The 22,679-nt window shown below is 51.9% G+C and carries 31 protein-coding genes; 4 read left to right on the top strand and 27 right to left on the bottom strand.

Annotation, left to right across the window (positions count from 1 at the left end):
- Positions 1-2 precede the first annotated feature (2 nt).
- From BZK40_RS20950 to BZK40_RS21005, 12 genes are all read right to left on the bottom strand, one after another.
- On the bottom strand, positions 3-467 hold the full coding sequence (locus BZK40_RS20950) for a phage tail protein (protein ID WP_023252154.1): 465 nt from the start codon (positions 465-467) through the stop codon (positions 3-5).
- An 11-nt stretch (positions 468-478) separates the two neighbouring features.
- The gene (locus BZK40_RS20955; protein WP_079935218.1) at positions 479-2,908 is read right to left on the bottom strand and encodes a phage tail tape measure protein; all 2,430 of its coding nucleotides are present in this window, start codon (positions 2,906-2,908) and stop codon (positions 479-481) included.
- Positions 2,901-3,020, bottom strand: coding sequence for a GpE family phage tail protein (locus BZK40_RS20960; protein WP_079935219.1), 120 nt, complete (start codon positions 3,018-3,020; stop codon positions 2,901-2,903). The genes BZK40_RS20955 and BZK40_RS20960 overlap by 8 nt, the downstream gene beginning before the upstream one ends.
- 32 nt (positions 3,021-3,052) lie before the next feature.
- On the bottom strand, positions 3,053-3,334 hold the full coding sequence (locus BZK40_RS20965) for a phage tail assembly protein (RefSeq protein WP_079935220.1): 282 nt from the start codon (positions 3,332-3,334) through the stop codon (positions 3,053-3,055).
- A 62-nt stretch (positions 3,335-3,396) separates the two neighbouring features.
- Positions 3,397-3,915 (bottom strand): phage major tail tube protein, encoded by a 519-nt coding sequence (locus tag BZK40_RS20970; RefSeq protein ID WP_079935221.1) that lies wholly within the window; start codon positions 3,913-3,915, stop codon positions 3,397-3,399.
- A gap of 12 nt (positions 3,916-3,927) precedes the next feature.
- A complete protein-coding gene (locus BZK40_RS20975) occupies positions 3,928-5,115 on the bottom strand; it encodes a phage tail sheath protein (RefSeq protein ID WP_079935222.1) in 1,188 nt (395 codons plus the stop codon).
- A gap of 129 nt (positions 5,116-5,244) precedes the next feature.
- Complete coding sequence (locus BZK40_RS20980; RefSeq protein ID WP_079935223.1) at positions 5,245-5,772, bottom strand: tail fiber assembly protein; 528 nt, start codon at positions 5,770-5,772, stop codon at positions 5,245-5,247.
- An 11-nt stretch (positions 5,773-5,783) separates the two neighbouring features.
- Entirely contained in the window at positions 5,784-7,526 is a 1,743-nt protein-coding gene (locus BZK40_RS20985; RefSeq protein ID WP_079935224.1) for a phage tail protein, read from the bottom strand.
- A gap of 10 nt (positions 7,527-7,536) precedes the next feature.
- Positions 7,537-8,067 (bottom strand): phage tail protein I, encoded by a 531-nt coding sequence (locus tag BZK40_RS20990; protein ID WP_079935225.1) that lies wholly within the window; start codon positions 8,065-8,067, stop codon positions 7,537-7,539.
- Complete coding sequence (locus tag BZK40_RS20995) at positions 8,060-8,968, bottom strand: baseplate assembly protein (RefSeq protein WP_079935226.1); 909 nt, start codon at positions 8,966-8,968, stop codon at positions 8,060-8,062. Before BZK40_RS20995 ends, BZK40_RS20990 begins: the two co-directional genes overlap by 8 nt.
- Positions 8,969-8,972: 4 nt before the next feature.
- Positions 8,973-9,320 carry a GPW/gp25 family protein gene (locus tag BZK40_RS21000; RefSeq protein WP_023223227.1) on the bottom strand — a complete coding sequence of 116 codons (348 nt, stop codon included), beginning with the start codon at positions 9,318-9,320 and terminating at the stop codon, positions 8,973-8,975.
- Entirely contained in the window at positions 9,317-9,958 is a 642-nt protein-coding gene (locus BZK40_RS21005) for a phage baseplate assembly protein V (RefSeq protein ID WP_079935227.1), read from the bottom strand. Before BZK40_RS21005 ends, BZK40_RS21000 begins: the two co-directional genes overlap by 4 nt.
- Positions 9,959-10,073: 115 nt before the next feature.
- Here BZK40_RS21005 and BZK40_RS21010 point away from each other — a divergent pair, with 115 nt between their 5' ends.
- Positions 10,074-11,150, top strand: a complete 1,077-nt coding sequence (locus BZK40_RS21010; protein ID WP_079935228.1) for a hypothetical protein — start codon at positions 10,074-10,076, stop codon at positions 11,148-11,150.
- Positions 11,151-11,164: 14 nt separating this feature from the next.
- Here the strand turns inward: BZK40_RS21010 and BZK40_RS21015 are convergent, their stop codons facing one another.
- From BZK40_RS21015 to BZK40_RS21065, 11 genes are all read right to left on the bottom strand, one after another.
- Positions 11,165-11,614, bottom strand: coding sequence for a phage virion morphogenesis protein (locus BZK40_RS21015; RefSeq protein ID WP_079935229.1), 450 nt, complete (start codon positions 11,612-11,614; stop codon positions 11,165-11,167).
- Positions 11,607-12,068 (bottom strand): phage tail protein, encoded by a 462-nt coding sequence (locus BZK40_RS21020; RefSeq protein WP_079935230.1) that lies wholly within the window; start codon positions 12,066-12,068, stop codon positions 11,607-11,609. The genes BZK40_RS21015 and BZK40_RS21020 overlap by 8 nt, the downstream gene beginning before the upstream one ends.
- Complete coding sequence (gene lysC, locus BZK40_RS24710) at positions 12,031-12,276, bottom strand: Rz1-like lysis system protein LysC (protein ID WP_079935231.1); 246 nt, start codon at positions 12,274-12,276, stop codon at positions 12,031-12,033. Before lysC ends, BZK40_RS21020 begins: the two co-directional genes overlap by 38 nt.
- Complete coding sequence (gene lysB / locus BZK40_RS24895; protein ID WP_079935232.1) at positions 12,176-12,589, bottom strand: Rz-like lysis system protein LysB; 414 nt, start codon at positions 12,587-12,589, stop codon at positions 12,176-12,178. Before lysB ends, lysC begins: the two co-directional genes overlap by 101 nt.
- On the bottom strand, positions 12,586-13,095 hold the full coding sequence (locus tag BZK40_RS21035) for a lysozyme (RefSeq protein WP_079935233.1): 510 nt from the start codon (positions 13,093-13,095) through the stop codon (positions 12,586-12,588). The genes lysB and BZK40_RS21035 overlap by 4 nt, the downstream gene beginning before the upstream one ends.
- A complete protein-coding gene (locus tag BZK40_RS21040) occupies positions 13,079-13,300 on the bottom strand; it encodes a phage holin family protein (RefSeq protein ID WP_000524754.1) in 222 nt (73 codons plus the stop codon). Before BZK40_RS21040 ends, BZK40_RS21035 begins: the two co-directional genes overlap by 17 nt.
- Positions 13,291-13,494, bottom strand: a complete 204-nt coding sequence (locus BZK40_RS21045; RefSeq protein ID WP_079935234.1) for a tail protein X — start codon at positions 13,492-13,494, stop codon at positions 13,291-13,293. Before BZK40_RS21045 ends, BZK40_RS21040 begins: the two co-directional genes overlap by 10 nt.
- Entirely contained in the window at positions 13,494-13,994 is a 501-nt protein-coding gene (locus BZK40_RS21050) for a head completion/stabilization protein (RefSeq protein ID WP_079935235.1), read from the bottom strand. The genes BZK40_RS21045 and BZK40_RS21050 overlap by 1 nt, the downstream gene beginning before the upstream one ends.
- Before the next feature lie 97 nt (positions 13,995-14,091).
- Positions 14,092-14,850: a phage terminase small subunit gene (locus BZK40_RS21055; RefSeq protein ID WP_079935236.1), complete on the bottom strand. Its 759-nt coding sequence runs from the start codon at positions 14,848-14,850 to the stop codon at positions 14,092-14,094.
- Positions 14,851-14,853: 3 nt separating this feature from the next.
- On the bottom strand, positions 14,854-16,014 hold the full coding sequence (locus tag BZK40_RS21060) for a phage major capsid protein, P2 family (protein ID WP_079935237.1): 1,161 nt from the start codon (positions 16,012-16,014) through the stop codon (positions 14,854-14,856).
- Positions 16,015-16,045: 31 nt separating this feature from the next.
- A complete protein-coding gene (locus BZK40_RS21065) occupies positions 16,046-16,909 on the bottom strand; it encodes a GPO family capsid scaffolding protein (RefSeq protein WP_079935238.1) in 864 nt (287 codons plus the stop codon).
- A 164-nt stretch (positions 16,910-17,073) separates the two neighbouring features.
- On the opposite strand from BZK40_RS21065, the gene BZK40_RS21070 reads away from it, so the two are divergent.
- A complete protein-coding gene (locus BZK40_RS21070; protein ID WP_079935239.1) occupies positions 17,074-18,843 on the top strand; it encodes a terminase ATPase subunit family protein in 1,770 nt (589 codons plus the stop codon).
- Positions 18,843-19,880, top strand: a complete 1,038-nt coding sequence (locus tag BZK40_RS21075; RefSeq protein ID WP_079935240.1) for a phage portal protein — start codon at positions 18,843-18,845, stop codon at positions 19,878-19,880. Before BZK40_RS21070 ends, BZK40_RS21075 begins: the two co-directional genes overlap by 1 nt.
- Positions 19,881-20,235: 355 nt before the next feature.
- Here the strand turns inward: BZK40_RS21075 and BZK40_RS21080 are convergent, their stop codons facing one another.
- Complete coding sequence (locus tag BZK40_RS21080) at positions 20,236-20,640, bottom strand: ASCH domain-containing protein (RefSeq protein WP_079935260.1); 405 nt, start codon at positions 20,638-20,640, stop codon at positions 20,236-20,238.
- A gap of 84 nt (positions 20,641-20,724) precedes the next feature.
- On the opposite strand from BZK40_RS21080, the gene BZK40_RS21085 reads away from it, so the two are divergent.
- Positions 20,725-21,240, top strand: coding sequence for an ATP-binding protein (locus tag BZK40_RS21085; protein ID WP_079935241.1), 516 nt, complete (start codon positions 20,725-20,727; stop codon positions 21,238-21,240).
- Between the two features lie 30 nt (positions 21,241-21,270).
- On the opposite strand, the gene BZK40_RS21090 is transcribed toward BZK40_RS21085, so the two are convergent.
- Genes BZK40_RS21090 through BZK40_RS24670 form a run of 3 tightly spaced genes read right to left on the bottom strand, consistent with a single transcriptional unit; the run spans position 21,271 to position 22,674 of the window.
- On the bottom strand, positions 21,271-21,642 hold the full coding sequence (locus BZK40_RS21090) for an ASCH domain-containing protein (protein ID WP_079935242.1): 372 nt from the start codon (positions 21,640-21,642) through the stop codon (positions 21,271-21,273).
- Positions 21,620-22,201 carry a hypothetical protein gene (locus BZK40_RS24665; RefSeq protein ID WP_172111195.1) on the bottom strand — a complete coding sequence of 194 codons (582 nt, stop codon included), beginning with the start codon at positions 22,199-22,201 and terminating at the stop codon, positions 21,620-21,622. The genes BZK40_RS21090 and BZK40_RS24665 overlap by 23 nt, the downstream gene beginning before the upstream one ends.
- A 2-nt stretch (positions 22,202-22,203) precedes the next feature.
- On the bottom strand, positions 22,204-22,674 hold the full coding sequence (locus tag BZK40_RS24670; protein ID WP_172111197.1) for a GNAT family N-acetyltransferase: 471 nt from the start codon (positions 22,672-22,674) through the stop codon (positions 22,204-22,206).
- Positions 22,675-22,679 lie beyond the last annotated feature (5 nt).

Raw genomic sequence — 22,679 nt, forward strand, 5'->3', positions numbered from 1 at the left:
GATTAAGCCCCCACCTTAGACAGCAGATCGCCCGCTTTACCTACCAGACTCTCGGCCTGTTTTCCGATATCGCCATAGACCGCCGCGAGCGATTCATCGACACGGGTCAGTGACAGAGTGAAGCTGATTTTTCGTGGCGACCCGTCCTCAAAAAATACCGTGCCGGTCTCCGAGACATTGCTGACAATAAACATCCCGTAAATCCAGCCTGAGCCTGAAATAAGCGGCCATGCTCGCCCCTGCTCGGCCATCGCATAAAGCGTCAGCATCGAAAACTTGCCGCCGGTCAGCTCAGGATAAAGGTCACCGCTCAGGGTGATTTTGTCCTCCCCTTCACCGAGATACTGAAAAGCGTCACGCTTCCCGATGCGGGAGTTTGACGCCCAGCTATAATCCGCGCTGCGCTGCATGCTCTGATAGGGCAACGTCTGACGCATAAAAACAAACATACCTAGTGCCAGCATCATAATCGGCCTCCTTAGTCATGCATCATGCTTGCGCGGGCTTTGGCGCGTTTCTCACGCTCGTATTTTTCTAGTGCATCCTGCAAATCATTACCTAAACGACCGCCCGGCATACCGTTTCCCGGCACGTTGATTTGATAGGTTGGCCGACTCTGGTCGATGTAGGTTTTACCGGCGGGCGCCGTGACCGGCAGATAGCTGTTGTAAGAGCTGATAGCCGGGCTGTAGCTGTTCTGCGTCGCCGCACTGGCTTTCGCCGCGGTCTGGTCAAGCGAGCTGGATTCTTTGTTGATAATCCCGAGCTTTTCGAGCACCCAGTCAATCCCGCTTCGCAGCTTGTTAAAGGCGTTAAGCGGCATCAGCAGCGCATCAGCCAGCGCCTGACCGAACATGACACCGACGTTACGGCAACTGTTCAGCGTGTCCTGAGTCGCTTTTACCGGCGCTATCAGGTCTTTAAACCACTGCCAGACGCCGCGAAGTTTCTCCCCGAGGCAGTCAAAGACGGGTGCCAGCGGCGCGAACATTTCCCCGACCGGCGCAAAGGCGCTCATCAGCCCCTCGATAACACCACCGAAAAAGGCGCTGACAGGCTCCCAGTATTTGCGAATCAGCAGCGCGCCAGCGACAACCGCCGCCGCAACGGCCACGACCGGCCACGTAATAGCACCGATTGCGGCGACAACTCCGCCACTGATTGTCGTAAAGACAGCACCAAGTGCGCCAGCAGCAGCGATGATGGCGTTAATACCGATAATAACCGGCCACGCAACAAGACCGATTGCCCCTATAACCCCCACAACACCGATAGCCGCCGCTGAAATAACCCCAAGCGTCGTCGCCAGTGATTTATTTTTTTGTATCCAGCCATCAAGTTTTAAAACATACCCGGTCGCCGTTTGTACCAGCTTACGCAAGGATGACTCTTGCTGGTCAAACAGGTCTGTTCCGACCGCCTCATAAGCTGACTGGAACTCTTTAAAGTCGCCGCCGAGGTTGTCCTGCATGACCTTGACGAGCTCAGCCGTTTTACCGTCAGATGCTTTAAGCGTGGCGGTAAGCTGGTCCAGCTTACCGCTTGAGGCTGCAGTCATTAATACAGCAGCAGCTGAGCTTGCCTCTTCACCGAATATGGTTTTCATGTATTCAGCGCGCTGACCGGTACCGAGATTATTTTTCTCAAAGCTCCGCTGCATTTCTTTCAGGATGGTAAATATTGGGCGCGTGTTCCCCTTACCATCAGCCGTTTTTACGCCGAGCTCTTTAATAGCGTCATACGCTTTTCCCGTAGGAGCCTGTAGGCGACTTAACACAGCGCGGCTCCCCGTACCCGCCATCGAGCCTGTAATTTTGGCGTCATGCAGTGCGCCGACCATTGCGGCTGTTTCTTCGATACTGACCCCGGCATTCTTCGCCACCGGCGCGGCATAGGTCAGCGCATCACTCAGGCCGTCAAAGTCGGCGGCGGTTTTGTTCATCGTCATCGACAGAACATCACCGATATGGGCGACCTTATCGTTTGAGAGCTGGAATGCAGAGCGCATCCCCATCAATAACCCGGCGTTCTCTTCCATCGTTCGACGGTTTGCGAGCGCCATATCAAGCGTCACTGGCGTAGCCGCCTGAATAGCAGCGGTATCACCACCGGCTTTTGCAATAATAATCTGAGCACCGGCAGCATCATCAGCCGACGCGGCTGTGTTATCACCGAGTTGACGCGCCTGTTTGCGGAGCGCCACCATATCAGCTGAATCTTTTTCGACGCCGAGAACAGCCTGAAGCTCAGAGTTTTTCTGAGCAAAATCATAACCGGGTTTCATTAGTGCAACACCGGCGAGAGTACCTGTTGTTGCCATACCTACCCCGGCAGCGCCCATCGAGGCGGCATTCCCTGCCAGAGCCTTCCCTGCCTGATAGCGTTTTTGTACTGCACTCAGTTTCGCCTGTTGCGCGCTGACGCGCGCCAGTGCTTCACGCTGGCGGTTAAGCTGTGCGGTTGTTTCGCTGATATTATTTTTCAGGCGGTTTTCATCATTCGTCAGGTTGCGGGTATTTATCCCCGCTTTACCGAGCTCGGCCTGTTGCCGCTTAACTGACTGCGTGAGACTGTTATATTTCGTCTGTAACCCATCAGCCGCGCGTTTCGCTGACTCCAGCACTCTGGCCTGTGCCGCTGTTGGCCGTTCCGTATTTTTAAACTGCACCGCCAGCGCTTCAGCTTCCTGTTTTGCTTTTTCCAGCGACTGACCGGTTACCGCCAGTTGCGCACTGGTTTTACGAAAACCGTCGATTTTCGATGCCTGACCATTCAAATCACGCAGGGATTGCTGAGTCGTGCGGATATCACCAGACAGCGATTTACTCGCCGTCTGGATCGCTTTAAAGGGTCGGGTCGCCTGGTCGACAGCTTTCAGCAGCACTTCGAGTTTGAGGTTATTACTCATTCGTGTTTCCGCTTCGCTGTAGCGCTTTTTCGCGCCAGTTGACGAGCTCGGTCAGGCTCATGGGATAAAGGTCTGATGGCGGCCAGTGGAAAATGACCGCTATGTCAGCCATCAGGTCATCGACCGAGAGTTTTTTCGGGAAGGTTACGCCGCCGAACTCGGTGACAAAAAACCGACCACCTTACCGGCAAACGACAGCAGGTCGGGCAGCTCCAGCGCGGCGGCTTCCTGCTCGGTCAGCGACGGCATGGTCATGCGTGGCAGCACTTTAATCAGCGCATCGACGTCAGAATTTGCGACTGATGCCAGGCTAACGCCGCGAAGGGTTCCGGCACACGGCTTTAACAGGGTGACGTCGGTAATAACCTGTTCACCGCGCTTGATGGGTTTAATCAGAGTGACGATATTTTCGTTAGTTTTTTCCATGATATTCCTCGTTAAATTCAGGTTTCAGGATGCCCGGCCAGCCATGCTGACCGGAACAATAATTACAGGCCGATATTCTGTCGGTGTGCCTCGAGCATGTCGGTACCGTTCACCATTTCGACGAGGTTCACGGTGTCAATTTCGACCATATCTTTACCGTTGAGGGTCAGCTTGTAGTACGAGCACTCGAGCGAAATTTTCGACTCAGTGTCCTCGCCCTGCTTGGCTTCGCCGAGGTCGATTTCTTTTTGACGGCCACGGAGAACAACCTCAACCGGCACGGTCTCGCCGGTGTCATCACGCTGGTAAGAGCCGGCAAAACGTAGCGGCACGGAGGCCGTACCGGTGGCGGCATATAACGACCAGACAGCATCATCAGGAAAACCGCCGAGCGAGATTTCAGCTGACAGCGCATCGTCATCGAGGCCAAGGTCAATCGAGGCTGAGCCATTCATACCGCCGCCGCGATACTTCTCGAGCTTGCGGGTTAATTTTGGCAACGTGACGGACTGCACGACGCCGAGATAACTCACCCCGTCGATAAACAGGTTCATCAGTTTGAGCTTGCGCGGTAATGCCATTTGTCAGGCTCCTTATTTGCTGTTGACGGACGAGATAAGATTCGCCAGATATTTATCGGTGATGCGCTGGCGTAAGGTCAGGTGCTCAAGTGGTGGCACGGGCGTATAGTCATAATCGATAAACAGTTTCCCGGCTTTCAGGGATTCTTTGCTGTTGGCCTCTTCGTCAAACCAGCACGTCGCATCGATGATGTAACCGCCGCTTTTCAGCTCGCGGAATTTCGCGTTGATGCCGTCGATAATGTCGCGAATCAGTGTCGCGGTAATGGGCTTATCGTTCGCCCACATATGCCCCTCGGCCATTGTGTCGGCGATGACCTGTGCCGTGCGGGTGTAGTTCTCAAACTGAAACAGCGGGTCATCAGAGCAATTACGGTTACCCCAGAAGCGGAAGCCATCAGAACGAATCAGCGTGGTAACACCGGCCTCATTCAGCAGGTCGGCATCGGTGCCTTTTTCCTGCAAATCCCAGAAGACCGACGCGCTGATACCGGTGACCTCATTGACGCCGACGTTTGACAGGGTTTTGTGCCAACCGGTGTCATTGTCAATTTTGGCGCGCAGACCCAGCGCGATGGCGGTCGCGTAGCTGGTCCTTGTGGCGCTGGCCGTGGTATCCCATCCGAGGAACTCAGGCCAGATAATCATGAGTTCGCGCGCGCTGAAATTCTCACGATAGGCAATGACGTCAGAAATGGTTTTACAGCCCCACGCGCTGACATAGGCGAAAGCGCGCAGTTTCTGAGCCACGGATACAAGCGCGGTCGCCACCTCCTGAGTATCGAGACCCGGCACACCGAGAATACGGGGCTTCACGCCGGTGACCGCTTTCGCCGTTAACAGCGCTTTCAGCCCGGTGTATTTGCCGTTCTCATCCGTGGTGCCGATGATGTTAGAAATGGTTTGTGCCTGTGCCTCTTCGTCGTCGCCGGTACCCTCTGCGACACGCACGACAACTACAACCGGTTTTGACTGGTTAGCGATGAGCTGTAAGGATTTTTTCAGGGTACCTTTAGTACCGGCTTTTGCGATGGCGCTTTGTGGGTTGGTAATCAGCACCGGCTCATTGAGCGGAAATGCCCCGGCGTCAGCATCGCTGGCCGTGCAGACCATGCCAACGACCGCTGTTGATACCGTCGAGATTGTGCGGGTGCCGTCGTTAATTTCGACGACCTCGACACCGTGATGATAATCACTCATCCGTTTAACTCCGTTAGTTGGGGTGAGTGATATTGTCGGGTGTACGTTTACAGGGGGCTATTTGTCAGGGTTGGATAAGGACTGGCACAACCGGCCAGAGAAAAGACAGCGGGTTTTCACCCGCTTTTATCATGCCAGAGCATCAGGCCAGTTTATTTTCGGGGCAGTGCTCAGATCCAGACGACGCAGCGCGGTACGATAAGCACGTAATTCCGTAAGCTCCTGTTCTTCATCGGCTGAAATATCGCCATCTTTTTGTGCATCCTCCAGCCAGTTAATACGCGCTGTTGCTTCACTCATGCGGCTGTTGCGTTCTGTTTCAGCGTCAGCCAGATAGTCGCGAATTTGCTGCAATTTCCCGTCTTGATAAAACCAGTCATCACCCAGCGTGACGCGCAGATTAGCTTTTGTTGCTGGAAGCTCGACGACACTGAGATTGACCGGGAAAAGCGCGTGAATATTCGTCGTGAATGTTCTTACACGACCATCATCGTCATACCCGATTTTTAGTGTTGTGGATTCATTAAATAAATCAACAACGTCATACCAGTCATTACCTTTGTCATCCTGCAAAAACATAACATTCTGACCATCTATAATTTTTGGTCGGTCAGTAGTGTCAGGAGTGTACGGGATGAATTTACCGAAACGTTGCATTTTATTTACCTTTAATTAATTACATACCAGGTGTTATTCACAAGTTTTCGCATATAACGAATGATAAAATTACCGACGTTGCTGCTCCCACCAACCATATTAAAGTTGTACATAGCTGCGCCATCTGTCCCACGTGGATATCCCCAACCATCCCGGAATCCAACTTCAGCCGGTGCAGTAAGGTCGATATTCTGGACAAAGTTCTGCAATACCCAGCTTTGCGTTGCATAACCCTCAAAGCTAACGGGCTGCGGGTTGTTGGGTGAATAAACGCGAGTGTTACCTTCATAAACAGCACGGCCTGACAAATTCCCGCTAACTGTCGTATTACCATTGCGTCCTATGGTTAATGGGTTTGAGGCCCAAGCACCTTTTTCATCATAAAAATGGATATCGAAGCGGTCCTGATAATAACCATATCCGCAAGCCAGTACTCCATTATCATCGCCGTTGTATATTAAATGGTTAGCACCATCCCTGGGTTGCAAGAATGAAAAGGAAAGTTGCCCTTTTAAATCACCTCCCGTTATTGGCAGCGCTCCAATATCTGAAGGCGTTGGTTTATTTCCAGTGTGATATACAAAATTCCACTGATGCCATGTCTTATTATCGCCATTACGTGTGCGGAATCCCAGTATTTCGCCTGTTGTGTAATTAGCAAAGAGCTGGATGTTATAACCGCCACCAAACCCGGAAACATCCAGAATTGACCCTGAATTTCCGGCTGGGGAGTTTTTAGCCCCACCATAAACAAACGATACAGCATTCCCCGGAAGGTCATTAGTATCGTCTATTGCTCCTCCATTGCCAGCATAACTACTACGAACAGCAATAGCGCTACCATTAACCAGCAATTTTCCGACAGTAACATCATCCTGCGAAGTCTGGACCTCACTTCGTTGTACTGCCCCAGCGGCCTTGTTAACGGTTTCCTGCAAACCAATGTTTTGAACAAACAAAGCTGGATTAGGAATATCAGAACCGTTTCGGTCTTTCGCAAGGCGCGCGTTGGCGTTATCCATCGCGATTTTAACCGCCTTCGGCGTCGCGGCCTGAGCCTCGTCACTGCTGACAGTCGCGCTACTGAGTTGCACAATGCCTTTTTGCGCTGTGCTCGCGTCCTGAGCCGTATATTTACCATTGGCAAGGTCATACGCCGCCTTAACCGCTTTCGGCGTTGCGGCGAGCGCCTCAGACGTGCTGTCGGTGGCGCTGCTGAGCTGCACAAAACCTTTTTCGTTCAGCGTGGCATCCGGGTGATTGCGTGATTTTTCATGCTCGGCGAGTTTGTCGTCGACATAATCCTGTGTGGCCATCACCATGGTCGAATCAATGGATAATTCCACCGAGGCGATACTGCTGACAATAATGACCATACGGCAGGTCTGCGCACGGCCTGAGCCCTCGGCCAGTTCTGGCTTGTAGCTTTCTGCCATATTGGCGACCGCAATCAGAGCGCCCTCATCGTCATAAAGACCGAGCTCACGCATCCAGAAACCGCCCACTTCCGGCGGGATAACCAGCTCGGCCACAATGTAATTGCTGTTTCTGCTGTCCTGGCTAATTTTATTCAGCGCATGACGCCAGACCTCATTAATGAGCTTTGTCTGACCGGCGTTCGGCTCCGGCAGCGTACCGCCGCCATCACCGACGGCCATCACCGTAATATTGACTTTTTTACCACCCGGCACGGTGGCCGCTGCCAGTTTTTCAGCTCCGGCAGTGGTGATAATAGTTTTAAATTTCGTGCTCATTATTCCTCACTTATCCGGGGTAAATCGTAATAATATCGCCGTCACAGCTCACACCGCCGGTATACATAAAACCGGGAATGTCCTGGATAATATTCAGGCCAATCAGATGACGACTGGCGGGTTTTGCATCAGCAATTAACCGCTCCATTTCTAAATACATTTCCTCAGTGATGCCGCTTTCCAGTACGCCAATATCAAGACGAAATGTACCCGCCGGGTCACCGGTCTCCCACCATTCCGTCACGTTGATGATGTAGCCGAGCGGTTCAATAACGCGCCGGACCGCGCCTATCGTCCCTTTGTGGCAGTGAATGAAATACGCGCTGCGAATAACATCCCGCTTTGTCTTTTCCGGCCAGTTCTCATCCCAGCGGTCAACGGAAAACGCCCACGCCAGCCACGGCAAAAGGTTTGCAGGACAGGAATCAGGGCTCCACAGACGACGCAGCGGGACGGGAGTGTTTTCGATATCCGCGCATGCACGTGCCGCCGCCACCTCAAGCGGCGACGAGCCCACCGGCAACAGCCGCGCATTACTCATCAGAGCCCCCTATCGCAATGTGATAATCACTGCAAAATGACGCCTGAGTCTTATCAAGCACAATGTCAGCGACCGGCGCGGAAAGTTCGACACGCTGGATCCCTTCAACATGCAGTGCGGCATAAATGGCCGAGAGCCGAATGTCCCGCCCGAGCCGGTGCTGCGCGCTGATATAGGCTTTTAGTTTCGCTTCAGCCGCCGCCCGGATGGGCTCACTTTCCGGCCCCGGATAGATAAAAATCGTTGCCCGAATCTGGTAATCAACAATCTCAGCTGACTGAACTGTCACACGGTCAGCAACCGGTCTGACGTTCTCATCATTAAGTGCATTACGCACGACTGTCAGGAGTTCATCGGATGCGGCACCATTATCATGTCGGGAGAGCACCGAAATCGTCACACAGGCTGGCGACGGGCTGATAACTGAAATATCCGCGACTCGCCCGTCAGCGCTGCGACCATGAAATTCATAGGCACCCGTTGAGCCCGCCACACTCATCCCCTCAAAAGCCTGCTGGATGCGAAGACGAAAATCAGAGTCTGATTCCATCACCGCCGCCACCGGGGGAATTGCCGATTTATCAGCCGGTGTGATAACCAGCCGTTCGACGTTGAAGTTTGCGCCGATGACGTCAAGGTCGTTGCCCTCTGCGTAAGCCAGCGTGACCGCCTTTGCCGCATTATTTACACGCTGACGCCAGATAACCTCCCGATAGGCGTTTTCTTCCAGGTACTTCACCACCGGCTCAGACTCGAGGGCGAGCGTCCGGGCAATGGCGTCCTGTTGGTCTTCAGGATAAAGAGACACGAATGTCGCCTTACGCTCAGCAAGGATGGTTTCAAAATCCAGCGTTTCCACAACGTCAGGTGCGGGGAGCTGGCTCAGGTCGATGGTTGCCATAAATTCAACTCACAGGGATAGTCAGTGACAGGGTTTTGCCGGTGTCCCGGGTCTCGCCGGTCAGTTCAACAATCATCTGACCGTTAAACTGACGTTCTACCGTCAACGAGCTGATGCTGATGCGCGGCTCCCACTTCAGCAGCGCCATATAACAGGCGCACATAATTTGCAGCCTCAGCGCGTCGGTCTGCGGCATATCAATCAGGGAGAACAACAGCGAGCCATAATCGCGGCGCATCACGCGAGAGCCGACCGGCGTTCGCAAAATATCGCCACAGCTCTGACGGATATGATCGGCGTCAGTGATGGTGCGCCCGGTCTCTCTGTTCATACCGATATATCGGGTCGTCATTTCGTGTCCTCCGTCCAGGCTCCACCTCTTTGCACACCGCCGTGACCGTGGTCGTCGACCTGCACGCCGTTTGATTTAAATGTACCGTCGGTGTGTTCGATGTTTCCGCGCATGGTGCCACCTTGTTGTACCTCAAGCGTCGTCGTCGTCAGTTTGTTGGTGCAGACGACTTCCGGGGTGTCGAGGGTAATGCGGGTCTCGGCTTTCACCGTCACCAGCGGTACCGTCGCGGTGATGGAATCCGACGCCGTAACGTCTGCGGTTTTAATACCGCTCACAGTCAGCGCGCCGGTCTCCGGTTCGTACTCGATAACAGCCCCGTCAGGAAAGGTGATGTGAAAAGCATCAGCCGACGCCGACGGCGCGGGGTGGTCATCAGAGAAAATACCGGGCAGCACAAAAGCGGTGTCGAGCTCACCACCGACGGCCAACAGTAAAACCTGCTCACCCACAGACGGAGCCCACCAGACACGTGAGCGACCGGCGCGCGTGGTCAGCCACTGAAGCCAGTCGGTAACAATGCCGCCAGTCTGGACGCGACAGCGCCCGTCATCGAGGTCGACTTCGACGACGACGCCGGTGCGGATCATGTTGCGAAGAAGGCGTGAAATTTCTTGTATGCGTGATAATGTTGTCATAGACGTTAGAATGCTAAATTTACCTACGAATGCCAAAGGCTAGGGGCTGTACCTTCGCTAGCACAACTTGTAGGCGGTTTTTATCGATATAAGTCTAAAAAAATGGATACAAAAAATGGGAAACTCCAAACGCATTGCTTTTAGAATAGTTATTACGCTCAACAACAACTCAGCAACCGTCGTACCTGAATGTCATAATTTAAAATATAAGTTCTCCAGAAATCACACTGACAAACTAGAGATCACTGGAGATACCATCACAATATCCGGTAGCCGTTCTGGAAAGCCTAACTTCGATGAAATATTCACCAATAACCAAAGCGAGGTTTATTTTCAGGTAATTAAATCATATATTTATTACTGCGTCGCGAATGGCAACATATTTAAAATATTGAAAATAGAATGTCATAATAACGACGACAGCATCGAGAAAGTATACTCTGGTGATGAGATACGAAATCTCAACGTGTCAAACAACGCACCAAATATAAGAAAGATAAACAAGGCAAAAGTGGCAATAATTTTTGAGGCCACGCCTGAAAGTAATAAATACCTGTACGCTATGAGTACATTAATCCGTTCACTTTGTAGTGACGACAATAACGACATTTTCGAAAAGATATGGAAGTCCTATAACTCAATTTACCGAGTCATCAGCAATGAAAAGCAAGAGGCTGAATGTCTTAATGAAATGGGGAGGAAGATAATAAGCAACCCTGCAAACTACCCTCTTTCTGTAAATGCCGTTCAAGCCATTTCGGGTAATGATATATCGAATTCCACTCGGTGGCGGAGGATGTTAGAGAATAAATTTATCATACGAGGAAATAAAAAAACTCGAGAAAATAATTTCTCTACCTTCCTTACTCAATATCAAGACTTTCGATTAAATGAAGTGTCTCAGAGGAACGTTGATATTGAAAAAAACTTTTGGACCGACTCCAACCTAAAAACCACAACAATAAATGATATTGCAAATAAAATAAATAACAACCAAAGAAATGATGCCGAAGTAGTTGATGCAATTTGTAATCATTACGCCTACTTCCTTAGAAACAAAAACCTGCATGGAGATCAAACAGATCATTCTTTCAGGTTCATACCCTATAACAAAGAAGAGAAAACATTAAAATTCACCTCGAATATTTTGTTTTTACTGGTGTGCGACCTGATAAATAGCCACACACTCTAGACAAGTTAAATTGATTAGATATCGAAGCCCTTGGCTATTATAACTTCAATAATAGCCAAGTCGTCACTTTGGAAACCTAACAATGGTCGGGCGTCGTACTGCACCTGCGCACTGTTTCGCCCAGGCTTATCCTTGAGACCGTGCTGATGCACATTCGCCATTCGTTGTACCTTGCCGGTAAATTCCACGACCGCCGAGTCATTCCCCGCCGTGGCTTTCATAAAACGACTGGTACGGAGTTTGGCGAACATTTCCCGCTTAACCCAGCCTTTTTTGGCTTTTACCGGCTGGCGTTTTCGGGCGGCGTAAGGTGTCCCGTCCGGTGCTTTCTGCGTTTTAATCCGGCGCTGTTGACGGGCTCGCAGGGTCTTCGCGATATCTGCGGCCATTCTGCGACGGGCGGCAGGAGACAGCGCCGCTATCAGCCCCGCGAGCTTATCGTCAAAGGGTTTAAAGTCATTCATGCAATCGACTCACGAGCTCACCGTTAACATACAGCTCAACTGGCCGGGTAACGGGTTCCGGCGGCTGCGGCTCTTCTGCCTGTTCGACGTGGAGCTTATCCCCCTGCTCTTTAACGAGGGTGCGCTCGGTCAGCATAAGGCTGATACTGATATCGGTGCTGTCGTTGATATCGGCAAAATAGGTGAATCCCTTTTTACGCCCTTCATCGGTCGTCATAATGTCAGCCTGATGGATGCGCAACCACGCCTGAATCGGGACGAGTAACAGCTCGATATCATCCGTGAAATCGGTCACCACCACATTCAGCGTGTACCGGTTCTCAAACGACAGCGACGTCGCCAGCGTCGAGGCAAGATTCCCGTTGTCGATAAAGACACGCATCATATCGGGGTTTCGTGCAAGCACCGGCACGGCATCAGTTAAGGCTTTTCGCAGACTCTTCGGCTTGTACATCGATTTTATCCTGACAGTTTTTCACGGTTCTGACCTGTAGCGCACAGCGCTCGAGGGCGCTTTCGAGCTGGCGTATATCCGCGCTCAGGTCACCATTGGTGGTCGGGTCACTTCCCGGCATCGGGCAAAGACTGACCCTCGGGCATGCGTTGTAAACAATCACCGGCGTCGGCACAGGCGGCGCGCTGGTGCAACCGGCGCACAGCATCAGGTAAATCAGCGCTATACCAGCGGCGAAGCTGTTCATTTTCATTGAGTAACCTCGTAATGGTCTGTTCCCGGCGTTGCGCCCGCGCTCCGGCATCGATGAGCTCACCGCGCAGTAAGACCTGAGCGGTCTCATTTTCCCCACGGACACGGGAGGCCGTTTTAAGCTGGCTTTTCAGCATGGTAATCAGCGTTTTTTGTTCACCTGCGACCTTGTTCGCCCGCTCAAAGGAGCGGGTCAGCGTGGTGTTTTCGTGGCGCATCCAGAGCAGCCCGGCCACCGCCAGCACTAACAACACGACTATCGTTTTCATTTCGCCCCCTTCAGGCAGTAGGCGCGCTCGCGAAAGCGGCGATTTTCGAGCCCGGTATTACGCTCACCATTCACAAACACCCAGCGGGTGAGCTGGTCACAGGCTTGCCACCATTGCCGGTGTTTCAGGTGATACACCAGCGTTGAGCGACAGGCCGCGCCGGTACCGACGTTAAAAGCGAAGCTGACCAGCGCGTCATAGACGGCGGGTGGCATTTCAACAGGCACACAGACCGAGAGTCGTTTCTCGACGTTCAGCACATCAGCGACCAGATTCGCGGCGGCTTCCTTCTCGGTGATATCCCGTTTCGGTACCACCCCGGCAGTATGGCCGATGCCTGACGTCCACACGCCCGCGCTGCACTGATAAGGGCGCAACCGGCAACCCTCGAGGTCGGCAATCAGCGCGAGCCCCTCCGGCGAGGTGTGAAGCAAACGAAAATCAGGTACCAGTGCCGCCAGCGCCAGCACGACGGCCACACTGCAACGTTTAACGAATGAGCCCACGAATAACCCCCTTATCAATCCCCATCGAGACGAGATAGCGGTATTTCTTTCGCTGGTACCAGAAGTTAACCAGCGCGGTAAAAATGGCGCAGCTTCCCCCGACATAAAGCGCGAGCCGTTCCGGTGTCTGCGTACCGAAATACGCCAGCACCACTGACAGCCAGTAGGTCAGAAAGGTTGTGATTTTATCCACAGTCAGTCCCATAAATTCACGGTCTCCGATACCGGTGCGGCGTCGACTTCAGGCAGACTGACCGCCGTGCCATGTGGCAGGACGACACCCAGCTCAGCGAGCCCCGGATTAGCCAGCAATACAGCCTCGACCACACCTTCAGTGCGCCCGTAATGGCGCTTACATAACGTGTCGAGCGTGTCGCCCTGATGCGCGATGACGTTCATCAGATTTGCCCCACGATGCAGCGCGCTTTGTCCTGGATACGGGCAACCGACCAGCGCATGTCACGCCACATTTCATCGATGGTGTCATCGATGCTGTCGGCCTTTTTGTCACCTTTGGCGCTGGCATCAACGCCCCGGTAACGCTCGTACAGCGTCGCGGTCGTCATCGAGCAAACAGCGTTGAAGTAGTGAAAAACCCGCACACTTTCGCCGTCGAGCTCATCCGTCGGCACATCCTCGAGGCGCTGATAACCGGCGGCGAGCTGAAGGTCGCGCCAGTCGGTTAACTCGGCATTGGTCTCGGCCATCGCGGTTTTAATCGCCCGGCGCAGACGCACCGGCGTCACGGTCTGCTCGAGGCGCATTTCTTCGCGCATACGCTTCGGATCAACATCCGGGAAAAAGGCCGTGTTTTTAATCACCGGCTCGTCGACCGGCACCGGCGGGATGACCATCTGGTCGCGCTGTTGCGCCGGGTTATTCATCACAATCATGGTCATGAGTACCTCAGTAAATAGGTGGGCGGTGGACGCCGGTCGCAGTTACGGTGAATCACCGACATTGACCAGCGTGCCGCCCGGCGCGGGGCGCGTTCTGTTAACCGGCGACTTTCTTCGGGCGTCCCCGCCCTCGTTTCACCGGTGAATCTTGTTTTTTCGCGGGTGCTTTTTTCGCGGCTTTCGGCGCCGTTTTTTTGACGACGACCGGTTTCGGGCTCAGCTCACGAGTGAGGGTCTCAATGTCCTTTCTTACCCCGGCGTTGGTGTCGAGCTGTAAGGCGCGTTGCAGGTGCACCAGCGCATCAGGAAGCTGACCGGCATCACGCAGGGTCAGACCGGTGACCTTATGCAGCCGGGCGCGCACTTCGTCAGGCATATCGGCGGCATCGGTCAGCCCGATGACCTCAAGCAGTTGCGCAGCGTCGACCGGCTCACCGGCAATACGGGCGCGGGTTGCCGCGAGTGCGACCTCTTCGGCCAGCATGTATGGGGTGGTGCGGGAATGATTTTCCGGCATCGACAGACCGAAACGCAGCGCATAGCGCGCAATCTCAATCGCGCCGGTGATATCCCCCGCATCAAGACGCCAGAGCATCACCGTCATCAGAATGTCATCCTGTGCGCCGGTGCCGCTTTCCAGTACGCCAGCGACCCACGGCAGGTACAGCGGGAGTAATTCGCGTTTTTTATCCGCTTTGCGTTCTTTAGAACGAATTGCTGATAGCGTCCGGCGGTCTGCGGCCAGCTTGACGAGCATTTGCTCGTAAGGTGAGGCATGACGCAGCGGGGCGTTATCCCGCTGCGATGCCCTGATAGCCGAGACCCGCATCGCATGACGCTGTGCGGGGGTTGCCATCGGTTATGCCTCCTTGCCGTCAGTTGTGCCGGTTTCAGCCGGTGCGCTGCCTGTCAGAGACTGCATCGCTTTGACCATTGCCGCCGCGAAGACTTCCGCGCTCACTGGTTCCGAGGTGGCGGGTTCTTCCGGTTCGAGGATCTCGATATTTTCAATCAGGCAACCGGCCTCGTAGTCCTCGATAACGAAATCGACTTTGACCTGTTCGTAGTTTTCCACCTGGTCGAGTTTCGGATTTTCGACGATGTGGCGGCGGTGACCGTCCTCGTACAGATAAATCGAAATGTTATCCAGCGTGGTGATGAAAACGCTGTTTGCCGGGAAGAATGGCGCGCGCACCGCCTGAAGCTGGCCGATGGTTTTCTGGCTGATAATCAGCTCACCGGCGAGCTGTTCGCTGTTTGCCTGGAACTTGTTAATCATCGGGAAGTATTTGTCGGTCAGGATACGGCGACCACAGATGACAACCATTTCCGGGTTCTCGCGGTGAATTTCCGCGACCAGCGACTCGAAAGCATCCATGACCAGCGCGTCGAGGTTGGCGTAATGCCCCCCTTTACCTACTTTGATTGTGTTCGAAATCACGGTACCGTCAGCGTCGGTGATGCTGGACATCACACGCTCAGGCGCGTCGTTGCGGTATTTCTGCAACCAGCCGACAGCCACATCCTGAAGTAACGGGTTTTTGCTACGGTCAGACGTCGCCGCCCGGCTCACGCCGTTAAAGCCGATGGTGATGTAATCCAGCGCCTGACGCTTGATGATGGCGTTACGGATCCGAATCTGGAAATCCTGAAAACGCGCCCACAGGTCGAGCTTGTTGTACTTCAGGTGATAGTCGAAGTTCACCGGATGACAGAAATAGCGGTACGCATCCATTTTCGCGAAATCAGCGGTCTTACGCTCGACGCCACCGTCGGTATCAGCGGTGCTGGCAATGGAGCCGGTCACATCGATGCCGACTTTTTCCTCGGTCAGCTCGCCAACCGTCACCATGTTGATGAGCTTCAGGAAGCTGGACGACTGCTGGATTTTGTCAAACAGGGTCTGCGTCACCGACGGCTCGACGGTGAATTTTTTGTCGAGGTCGCTGACCTCGATGCCGTTCAGTTCGGCGATACGGCTCAGGTACTGATTGAATTTAAAACGGGTGTCTTTACGCATGGCGTTTCTTTTCCTTCGGGTTTATCAGGGGTTAGCAGTCGGTCAGCGTGGAGACCGCCGAATCACCGTCACCGCCGGTACTTAACTTGCGGCGCGCCTGTGATCTGCTTTCGGTGTTTTCCAGCGTGGTGGTCAGGGTGCTGAATTGCTGCGAGGTGGCGTCGGCCTGTTCGGCGAGCGCTTTTTTGACGTCGGCGAGTTCGGCTTCAATAGCACTGAAACGCACCTCGGCGCTTTCGCCGCCGGTCTGCACCCGCTCGGCGATGGCGGTCACGGCTTCATGTACATCACCGAAACGCGCATCGTCGTCAGTCTGTTTACGGCTGAAGATGCCTTTCACGGTGTCGCTGAGTCTGGTCAGCAGGGTGTCGGGCAGGTCTTCGAATTCCAGCTCGGCAAGGGTTGCCACTGAGAAGAAATTCTCAGGGCTGGCTTTAAATCGGTTGAGGGGGTTGTGTTTCGCGGTACGGCAAAACTCAAGATATTCAGTACCGAGGCTTGCCGGGTCGTCAGTGACGGCCAGACCAACCAGATAGCATTTGCCGCTGTTGGCAAAGTTCGGTTGAATTTCCATTGAGGTATAGACTTTTTGTCCTGCCTTATTCATCGCGACGAGGTCATCGGTCGGCGTGATTTTGGCAAACAATGCCAGCTTGCCATTGAGCGCTGAATCATCGTCAATAACTTCGGCTTTCAGCTCAGCCACATCGCCATAGCGTTTAAATACGCTGTCAGGCAACAGGCCGCGCAGGTGCTCGAGGTTAATACGGCAACCGTAGACGCGCGGGTCATACGAATCAGCCATCTCCTGAATATCAGTCGCACTGATGACGCGACCGTCGCAGGTGTCCCCCTCGACGCCGATGCGAAACCATTTCGAAATTTTTTTAGCCATGAGTCAGGTGTCCTGAGTTGGGTTATCGGGTCGGATGTAGTTTCCCGACTCCCTCCCTCGTCAGCCACCGGTTACAGAAGTGCAACCCCTGACACAACAGGGGGTTAGCGATTCATCCCCCCTGAATCTTTAGCCTTGCCGTGTACTCATCACAGTGAGGTTTTATGACCACTACCAACGACACATCACTACTCAGCGACCCGCGCCGACAGGCCGCGCTTTTGTTCTGGCAGGGCTATTCCGTGCCACAAATCGCGGAGCAGTTACAGGTCAAGCGCCCCACGGTGCAGAGCTGGAAACAGCGTGATAAATGGGAAGAAACCGCCCCGTTAAATCGGGTCGAATTCACGCTCGAGGCGCGACTCATTCAGCTCTATGCAAAGCCAGACCTGACGGCTCACGACTTTAAGGTCGCGGATTTTCTGGCGCGCCAGATGGAGCGCCTCGCGCGGGTTAACCGTTACGGCCAGACCGGCAACGAAGCGGATTTAAACCCGAACGTGGCCAACCGCAACAAAGGGGAAAAGAAGAAGCCGAAAAAGAATTTTTTCAGCGAAGAGGCTATCGAGAAACTCGAAGAGATTTTCCTCGAGCAGTCTTTCGACTATCAGCTCGAGTGGTGGCGCGCGGGACTGGCGCACCGCATCAGGCACATCCTGAAATCGCGACAGATTGGTGCGACGTTCTATTTTGCACGTGAGGCGCTGTTACAGGCGCTGAAGACCGGTCACAACCAGATATTTTTATCGGCCAGTAAGACACAGGCCTACGTGTTCCGTAAATACATCATCGCCTTTGCCCGACAGGTTGACGTCGAGCTTACCGGCGACCCGATTGTGCTCGGCAACAATGGCGCGGAGCTGATGTTTCTCGGTACCAATGCCAACACGGCACAGAGTCACAACGGTGACCTGTATGTCGACGAAATTTTCTGGATCCCCAACTTTCAGAAACTGAAGCGCGTCGCCGGTGGCATGTCGTCACAGGAGCATTTACGCACGACCTATTTTTCGACCCCCTCATCGCTGGCGCACGGCGCTTACCCGTTCTGGTCGGGTGAGCAGTTCAACAAGGGGCGCTCAGACAAGAGCGAGCGCGTCGATATCGATATCAGTCACGCCGCACTCGCGAAGGGCGTCGCCTGTTCTGACGGCCAGTGGCGACAGATTGTCACCATCGAGGACGCACTCGCCAAAGGGTGCACACTGTTCAACATCGATACGCTGAAGCGCGAGAACAGTGTCGATGAGTTCCGCAACCTGTTTATGTGCGAGTTCGTCGACGATAAAGCGTCGGTATTCCCGTTCGAAGAGCTGCAACGCTGCATGGTCGACAGCCTCGAGAAATGGGAGGACTACGCGCCATTTGCCGACCGGCCATTCGGTCACCGCCCGGTGTGGATTGGCTACGACCCGTCATTACGTGGCGACAGTGCCGGGTGCGTCGTCATCGCGCCGCCGGTCGTTGCCGGGGGCAAATTCCGCATCCTCGAGCGCCACCAGTGGAAAGGGATGGACTTCGCCCAACAGGCCGAATCCATTCGCGAGCTCACACAAAAATACACCGTGGAATATATCGGCATCGATGCAACCGGGCTCGGTCAGGGCGTCTTCCAGCTCGTGCGCTCGTTCTACCCGGCCGCGCGTGAAATCCGCTACACGCCGGAAATGAAAACCGCAATGGTGCTCAAAGCCAAAGACACCATTCGCCGTGGGTGCCTCGAGTACGACGTCAGCGCGACCGATATCACGCAGTCATTTATGTCTATCCGCAAAACCATGACCAGCAGCGGACGCAGCTCGACCTATGAGGCCAGCCGCACCGAGGAAGCCAGTCACGCCGATCTCGCCTGGGCAACCATGCACGTATTAATCAATGAGCCGCTGACCGCCGCGACCGGTGAGCAGTCATCCAGCATCATGGAGTGGAACTAATGAGCAAGAAACGCAACAAACGCCAGCAGCCGCCGCGCACCCAAAACCACACCGCCGCACCGGCTCAGAGCATGGAAGCATTCACCTTTGGTGAGCCGACGCCGGTACTCGACCGCCGCGATATTCTCGATTACGTCGAGTGTATCGATAACGGCCAGTGGTACGAGCCGCCGGTGAGCTTTTCCGGGCTGGCGAAGAGCATGCGCGCCGCCGTGCACCACAGTTCACCGATTTACGTGAAGCGTAATATTCTGGTGTCGACCTACATCCCGCACCCGCTGTTATCCCGTCAGGACTTCACCCGGTTTGCGCTCGACTATCTGGTGTTTGGTAATGCGTTTATCGAAGAGCGTCGCAGCCTGACCGGCAAGCCGTTAAAACTGGAAACCTCACCGGCGAAATACACCCGCCGTGGCATCGAGGATGACGTTTACTGGTACATTCAGAGCTACACACAGCCGCACCAGTTCGCGCCCGGCTCCGTCTTCCACCTGCTCGAGCCCGATATTAATCAGGAGCTTTACGGGATGCCGGAATACCTGAGCGCACTCAATTCAGCCTGGCTGAATGAATCGGCGACCCTGTTCCGTCGCAAGTATTATCAGAACGGCGCGCATGCGGGTTACATCATGTATGTGACCGACGCCGCGCAAAGCAGCACCGACGTCGAGGCACTGCGAAAGGCGATGCGTGACTCGAAAGGGCTCGGCAATTTTAAGAATCTGTTTTTCTATGCGCCGAATGGTAAAGCCGACGGGATTAAAATTGTGCCACTGAGCGAAGTCGCCACGAAGGATGATTTTTTTAATATCAAGAAAGTCAGCGCTGGCGACCTTCTCGACGCACATCGCATCCCATTCCAGTTAATGGGCGGCAAACCTGAGAACGTCGGCTCAGTGGGTGACGTTGAGAAGGTGGCAAAGGTCTTTGTGCGTAACGAGCTGACCCCGCTACAGGCGCGGTTTATGGAGTTGAACGAATGGGCGGGTGAAGAAATTATCCGCTTTGAAAAATATAGCCTCGCCGACGACGAGTAACCCCACCCACAGCCGCCCGTCGTGGCGGCTTTACCCCCACCGAACACAGCACCCTCAGCGCCACGACAAGCCGTCGCCGCTTCGCTTCATCTCGTGACTCACCCACAACCACAACAACGCCACAGAGACGCGCTCAGGCGCTGAATAAATAAATTAAATCCCACGCTCAGCGCGCAATGCTATCCCCGCCTCGCCTGCCCGCTTGATGGGTCGGTTTTAATGCAGGTGCATTTATCCGGTAAAGCAGCCATAGCACTAGTAATGTGTCCTGTCAGTTTGATATGAAAATGCATGCAAACTCATGCATAGTCGGGATACGCTCCTCAATGCACACGATTAAACCTTAATATGCACCTCAGAAAGACAATCGCTGAGACTTACATAGAATGAGCTCAGGTACATTGATAGCATAAATGCCCTTTTGTGCTACAGCCTTCGGCTTATTTTCAATCTTTCTTATATTTTCGAGCTCCCAAATATAATAACCCTTTTTCCATTTCCTACCTAAGGTCACTTCATTTGACCGTTGAAGGTAATCATTATACGTCCAATCATATACCGTAAAAATATCAACCAACGCTAATGCAACACCGTCGGGGTCGGAATCACCATCATTCAAATACTTATTATTCTGCACTAACAATAAATCATAAATAGGTAACTCGGGAGGAAGCCAAGATCGAATTTCAACACTTTTGCAACCTAACAATATATTATCAACTGCCGGACTTACAATCGAAAGGGCAGAATATTCTCTCATTTTCATCACCATTACTATTGAAACTACCGCGCATCCATGATACTTCTTTTCATACCAAGAACACAATGAGACTTAGGAGGGTATATGATTTTATTTATCGCGGGAGCCCACGCCGTTGGGAAAAGTTATTTATGCGGAAAATTTGTTGAAAATCATAACATTGCACATCATAGCGCCAGTAGTTTAATAGCAAAAGGAAGAACAGAAAACTGGGGGATAGATAAGAAAACAGACGACGCTGAAGAAAATCAAAAAATACTAATAGAACAATTAACTAATTTCAAAAAAACAGAACAAGATCTTCTTCTTGATGGTCACTTTGTATTACTTTCAAAAGAAAATAAATTTATCGAGCTTAACCATTCAATATTTCATGATATGGAAATAGATGGAATAATTCTTGTGGAATCCGATGAAGACACAATATTAAAAAGATTTATAGAGCGAAAAGCTAATATTAGTTTTTCTCCGAAAGAGATTATGGCACTTGAACGTAAGAATGCAATTGCCGTCGCAAAAGAGTTAAAAATCCCATTAGTAATTCTAAACTCACCATCGAAAGAATGTTTTAGCGAAATTGTAGAATCAATTCTTTCCTAAAAATAACGAGCGCAGTGCGCTCGTATATAATTAGATGTATCGAAACGATTGCGGAGGAACGGCACCCGGTACAAGCTCATGAAGTTTCATAGGAATATCATATCGTTTTGGATTTTTTACCTGAATGGCAAACCCACGTTCTCTTTCAGAAAAATAGCTATCAAAGAAATCTCTAGAAATCCCTGCATAACGTTTTGTTTTTTTCCACAACTCGGTTGGGTCAAGAGCTAAGATACCATCGATCTCAAATTCCCCGATCACTTTCCCTACTGGCATTGTCGCATAAATGACAACCGTTTTAACATCTTTATTTCTAAAAATGCTTTTTCGAAACTCATATTTTTTATTACCCAAGAGGATAGATTCAGCATACTCTGGCTTAATCGACAATAAGACTTTCATTAACTCCTCCGGCCTTAAGGATCTCGGTCAAATGATCATTGGTAAGCTTCAAAAAACCCCAATAATCACTATCCGTATAACCAGTAATATCCATAAGGCTCTGCCTGATAATTTTTTTCTTCAATGGAAAATTATAGCTGAACTTTACAATAAATGGGTAATTTTTTTTACGGTATAGATCATTCAACTCTGCATCACTAAAAACACTATATGGTGCACAATATGCTTTAAAATCAGCGAGAGACGAAAATTCGTGAATGTTTCTGTATTCTTCGACCACACAAATTGAAGTGGCTACTGAGCGATATTTTGCGCTCCCTTGCCCATCACTCGTACGATAAATCAACAAATTATCACCCTTGCGGAGGTTCGGCACCCCATACATTTTGGTTAAATACACTTTATGAATACTATTTGAATAAGAGACATCTTCGATGATAGATTCGCTTTCATTGCGAAGTATTGACTCTGGGAAAAGACGTGTATGCCATACAGGATAAATCCCTAATAAGAAATTCCGTTCCTGCATTTTTATCATCGGGTAATTTTTGTAATCCATTGTCAATCTCTCCAAATAAAATCTTTTAAATAGACACCTTCATTTCCACTCGGCGTTTCTTTATTTTTCCTTGATATCAACCTGAATCCATACCGAGTCAATAGACCGATCAATCCTTGATGCTTATCAAAAATAGTAACATATATTTCATCCACATCTTGTAGAGATGCGAAGTCAAATATTTTACGTACAAACCGCTCCCCTAATTTTGTACCGTGAGCATCAATTTTAAAGGTTCCACATTTAATACGTAATTTTCTTGGATATTGAGGGGTACAGTCAGACAGTTCTTCATCTTCAACCTTAAGATAAAGAAAGCCATCTATAAGTTGACGTTCATTGAATGAAACATATGCTTTTTCATTACCTTTTCTTACAAACCACTCTTCAAATTCTGGATAATCTTCTTTCAGAGAATCAAAAAAAATATCAGATAAATTGATATCCTTAAAATGCCTATATTCAAGCGCCATTCTAT

Origin of the sequence: Citrobacter portucalensis (assembly GCF_002042885.1) — a bacterium.
Taxonomy (GTDB): Bacteria; Pseudomonadota; Gammaproteobacteria; order Enterobacterales; family Enterobacteriaceae; genus Citrobacter; species Citrobacter portucalensis.

What these genes read in the sequence shown, in the direction of transcription:
- BZK40_RS21015 (WP_079935229.1), bottom strand. Translation starts at nt 11,614, where the DNA reads ATGAATGACTTTAAACCCTTTGACGATAAGCTCGCGGGGCTGATAGCG.
- BZK40_RS21010 (WP_079935228.1), top strand. Translation starts at nt 10,074, where the DNA reads ATGGGAAACTCCAAACGCATTGCTTTTAGAATAGTTATTACGCTCAAC.
- BZK40_RS21020 (WP_079935230.1), bottom strand. Translation starts at nt 12,068, where the DNA reads ATGTACAAGCCGAAGAGTCTGCGAAAAGCCTTAACTGATGCCGTGCCG.
- lysB (WP_079935232.1), bottom strand. Translation starts at nt 12,589, where the DNA reads ATGAAAACGATAGTCGTGTTGTTAGTGCTGGCGGTGGCCGGGCTGCTC.
- BZK40_RS21055 (WP_079935236.1), bottom strand. Translation starts at nt 14,850, where the DNA reads ATGGCAACCCCCGCACAGCGTCATGCGATGCGGGTCTCGGCTATCAGG.
- BZK40_RS21080 (WP_079935260.1), bottom strand. Translation starts at nt 20,640, where the DNA reads ATGAGAGAATATTCTGCCCTTTCGATTGTAAGTCCGGCAGTTGATAAT.
- BZK40_RS21040 (WP_000524754.1), bottom strand. Translation starts at nt 13,300, where the DNA reads ATGGGACTGACTGTGGATAAAATCACAACCTTTCTGACCTACTGGCTG.
- BZK40_RS21050 (WP_079935235.1), bottom strand. Translation starts at nt 13,994, where the DNA reads ATGACCATGATTGTGATGAATAACCCGGCGCAACAGCGCGACCAGATG.
- BZK40_RS20960 (WP_079935219.1), bottom strand. Translation starts at nt 3,020, where the DNA reads ATGGCTGACATAGCGGTCATTTTCCACTGGCCGCCATCAGACCTTTAT.
- BZK40_RS21085 (WP_079935241.1), top strand. Translation starts at nt 20,725, where the DNA reads ATGATTTTATTTATCGCGGGAGCCCACGCCGTTGGGAAAAGTTATTTA.
- BZK40_RS21090 (WP_079935242.1), bottom strand. Translation starts at nt 21,642, where the DNA reads ATGAAAGTCTTATTGTCGATTAAGCCAGAGTATGCTGAATCTATCCTC.
- BZK40_RS21045 (WP_079935234.1), bottom strand. Translation starts at nt 13,494, where the DNA reads ATGAACGTCATCGCGCATCAGGGCGACACGCTCGACACGTTATGTAAG.
- BZK40_RS21075 (WP_079935240.1), top strand. Translation starts at nt 18,843, where the DNA reads ATGAGCAAGAAACGCAACAAACGCCAGCAGCCGCCGCGCACCCAAAAC.
- BZK40_RS21065 (WP_079935238.1), bottom strand. Translation starts at nt 16,909, where the DNA reads ATGGCTAAAAAAATTTCGAAATGGTTTCGCATCGGCGTCGAGGGGGAC.
- BZK40_RS21070 (WP_079935239.1), top strand. Translation starts at nt 17,074, where the DNA reads ATGACCACTACCAACGACACATCACTACTCAGCGACCCGCGCCGACAG.
- BZK40_RS20970 (WP_079935221.1), bottom strand. Translation starts at nt 3,915, where the DNA reads ATGGCATTACCGCGCAAGCTCAAACTGATGAACCTGTTTATCGACGGG.
- BZK40_RS20950 (WP_023252154.1), bottom strand. Translation starts at nt 467, where the DNA reads ATGATGCTGGCACTAGGTATGTTTGTTTTTATGCGTCAGACGTTGCCC.
- BZK40_RS20975 (WP_079935222.1), bottom strand. Translation starts at nt 5,115, where the DNA reads ATGAGTGATTATCATCACGGTGTCGAGGTCGTCGAAATTAACGACGGC.
- BZK40_RS21005 (WP_079935227.1), bottom strand. Translation starts at nt 9,958, where the DNA reads ATGACAACATTATCACGCATACAAGAAATTTCACGCCTTCTTCGCAAC.
- BZK40_RS20995 (WP_079935226.1), bottom strand. Translation starts at nt 8,968, where the DNA reads ATGGCAACCATCGACCTGAGCCAGCTCCCCGCACCTGACGTTGTGGAA.
- BZK40_RS24665 (WP_172111195.1), bottom strand. Translation starts at nt 22,201, where the DNA reads ATGGATTACAAAAATTACCCGATGATAAAAATGCAGGAACGGAATTTC.
- BZK40_RS21060 (WP_079935237.1), bottom strand. Translation starts at nt 16,014, where the DNA reads ATGCGTAAAGACACCCGTTTTAAATTCAATCAGTACCTGAGCCGTATC.
- BZK40_RS20965 (WP_079935220.1), bottom strand. Translation starts at nt 3,334, where the DNA reads ATGGAAAAAACTAACGAAAATATCGTCACTCTGATTAAACCCATCAAG.
- BZK40_RS20985 (WP_079935224.1), bottom strand. Translation starts at nt 7,526, where the DNA reads ATGAGCACGAAATTTAAAACTATTATCACCACTGCCGGAGCTGAAAAA.
- lysC (WP_079935231.1), bottom strand. Translation starts at nt 12,276, where the DNA reads ATGCTGTGCGCCGGTTGCACCAGCGCGCCGCCTGTGCCGACGCCGGTG.
- BZK40_RS20955 (WP_079935218.1), bottom strand. Translation starts at nt 2,908, where the DNA reads ATGAGTAATAACCTCAAACTCGAAGTGCTGCTGAAAGCTGTCGACCAG.
- BZK40_RS20990 (WP_079935225.1), bottom strand. Translation starts at nt 8,067, where the DNA reads ATGAGTAATGCGCGGCTGTTGCCGGTGGGCTCGTCGCCGCTTGAGGTG.
- BZK40_RS21000 (WP_023223227.1), bottom strand. Translation starts at nt 9,320, where the DNA reads ATGACGACCCGATATATCGGTATGAACAGAGAGACCGGGCGCACCATC.
- BZK40_RS20980 (WP_079935223.1), bottom strand. Translation starts at nt 5,772, where the DNA reads ATGCAACGTTTCGGTAAATTCATCCCGTACACTCCTGACACTACTGAC.
- BZK40_RS24670 (WP_172111197.1), bottom strand. Translation starts at nt 22,674, where the DNA reads ATGGCGCTTGAATATAGGCATTTTAAGGATATCAATTTATCTGATATT.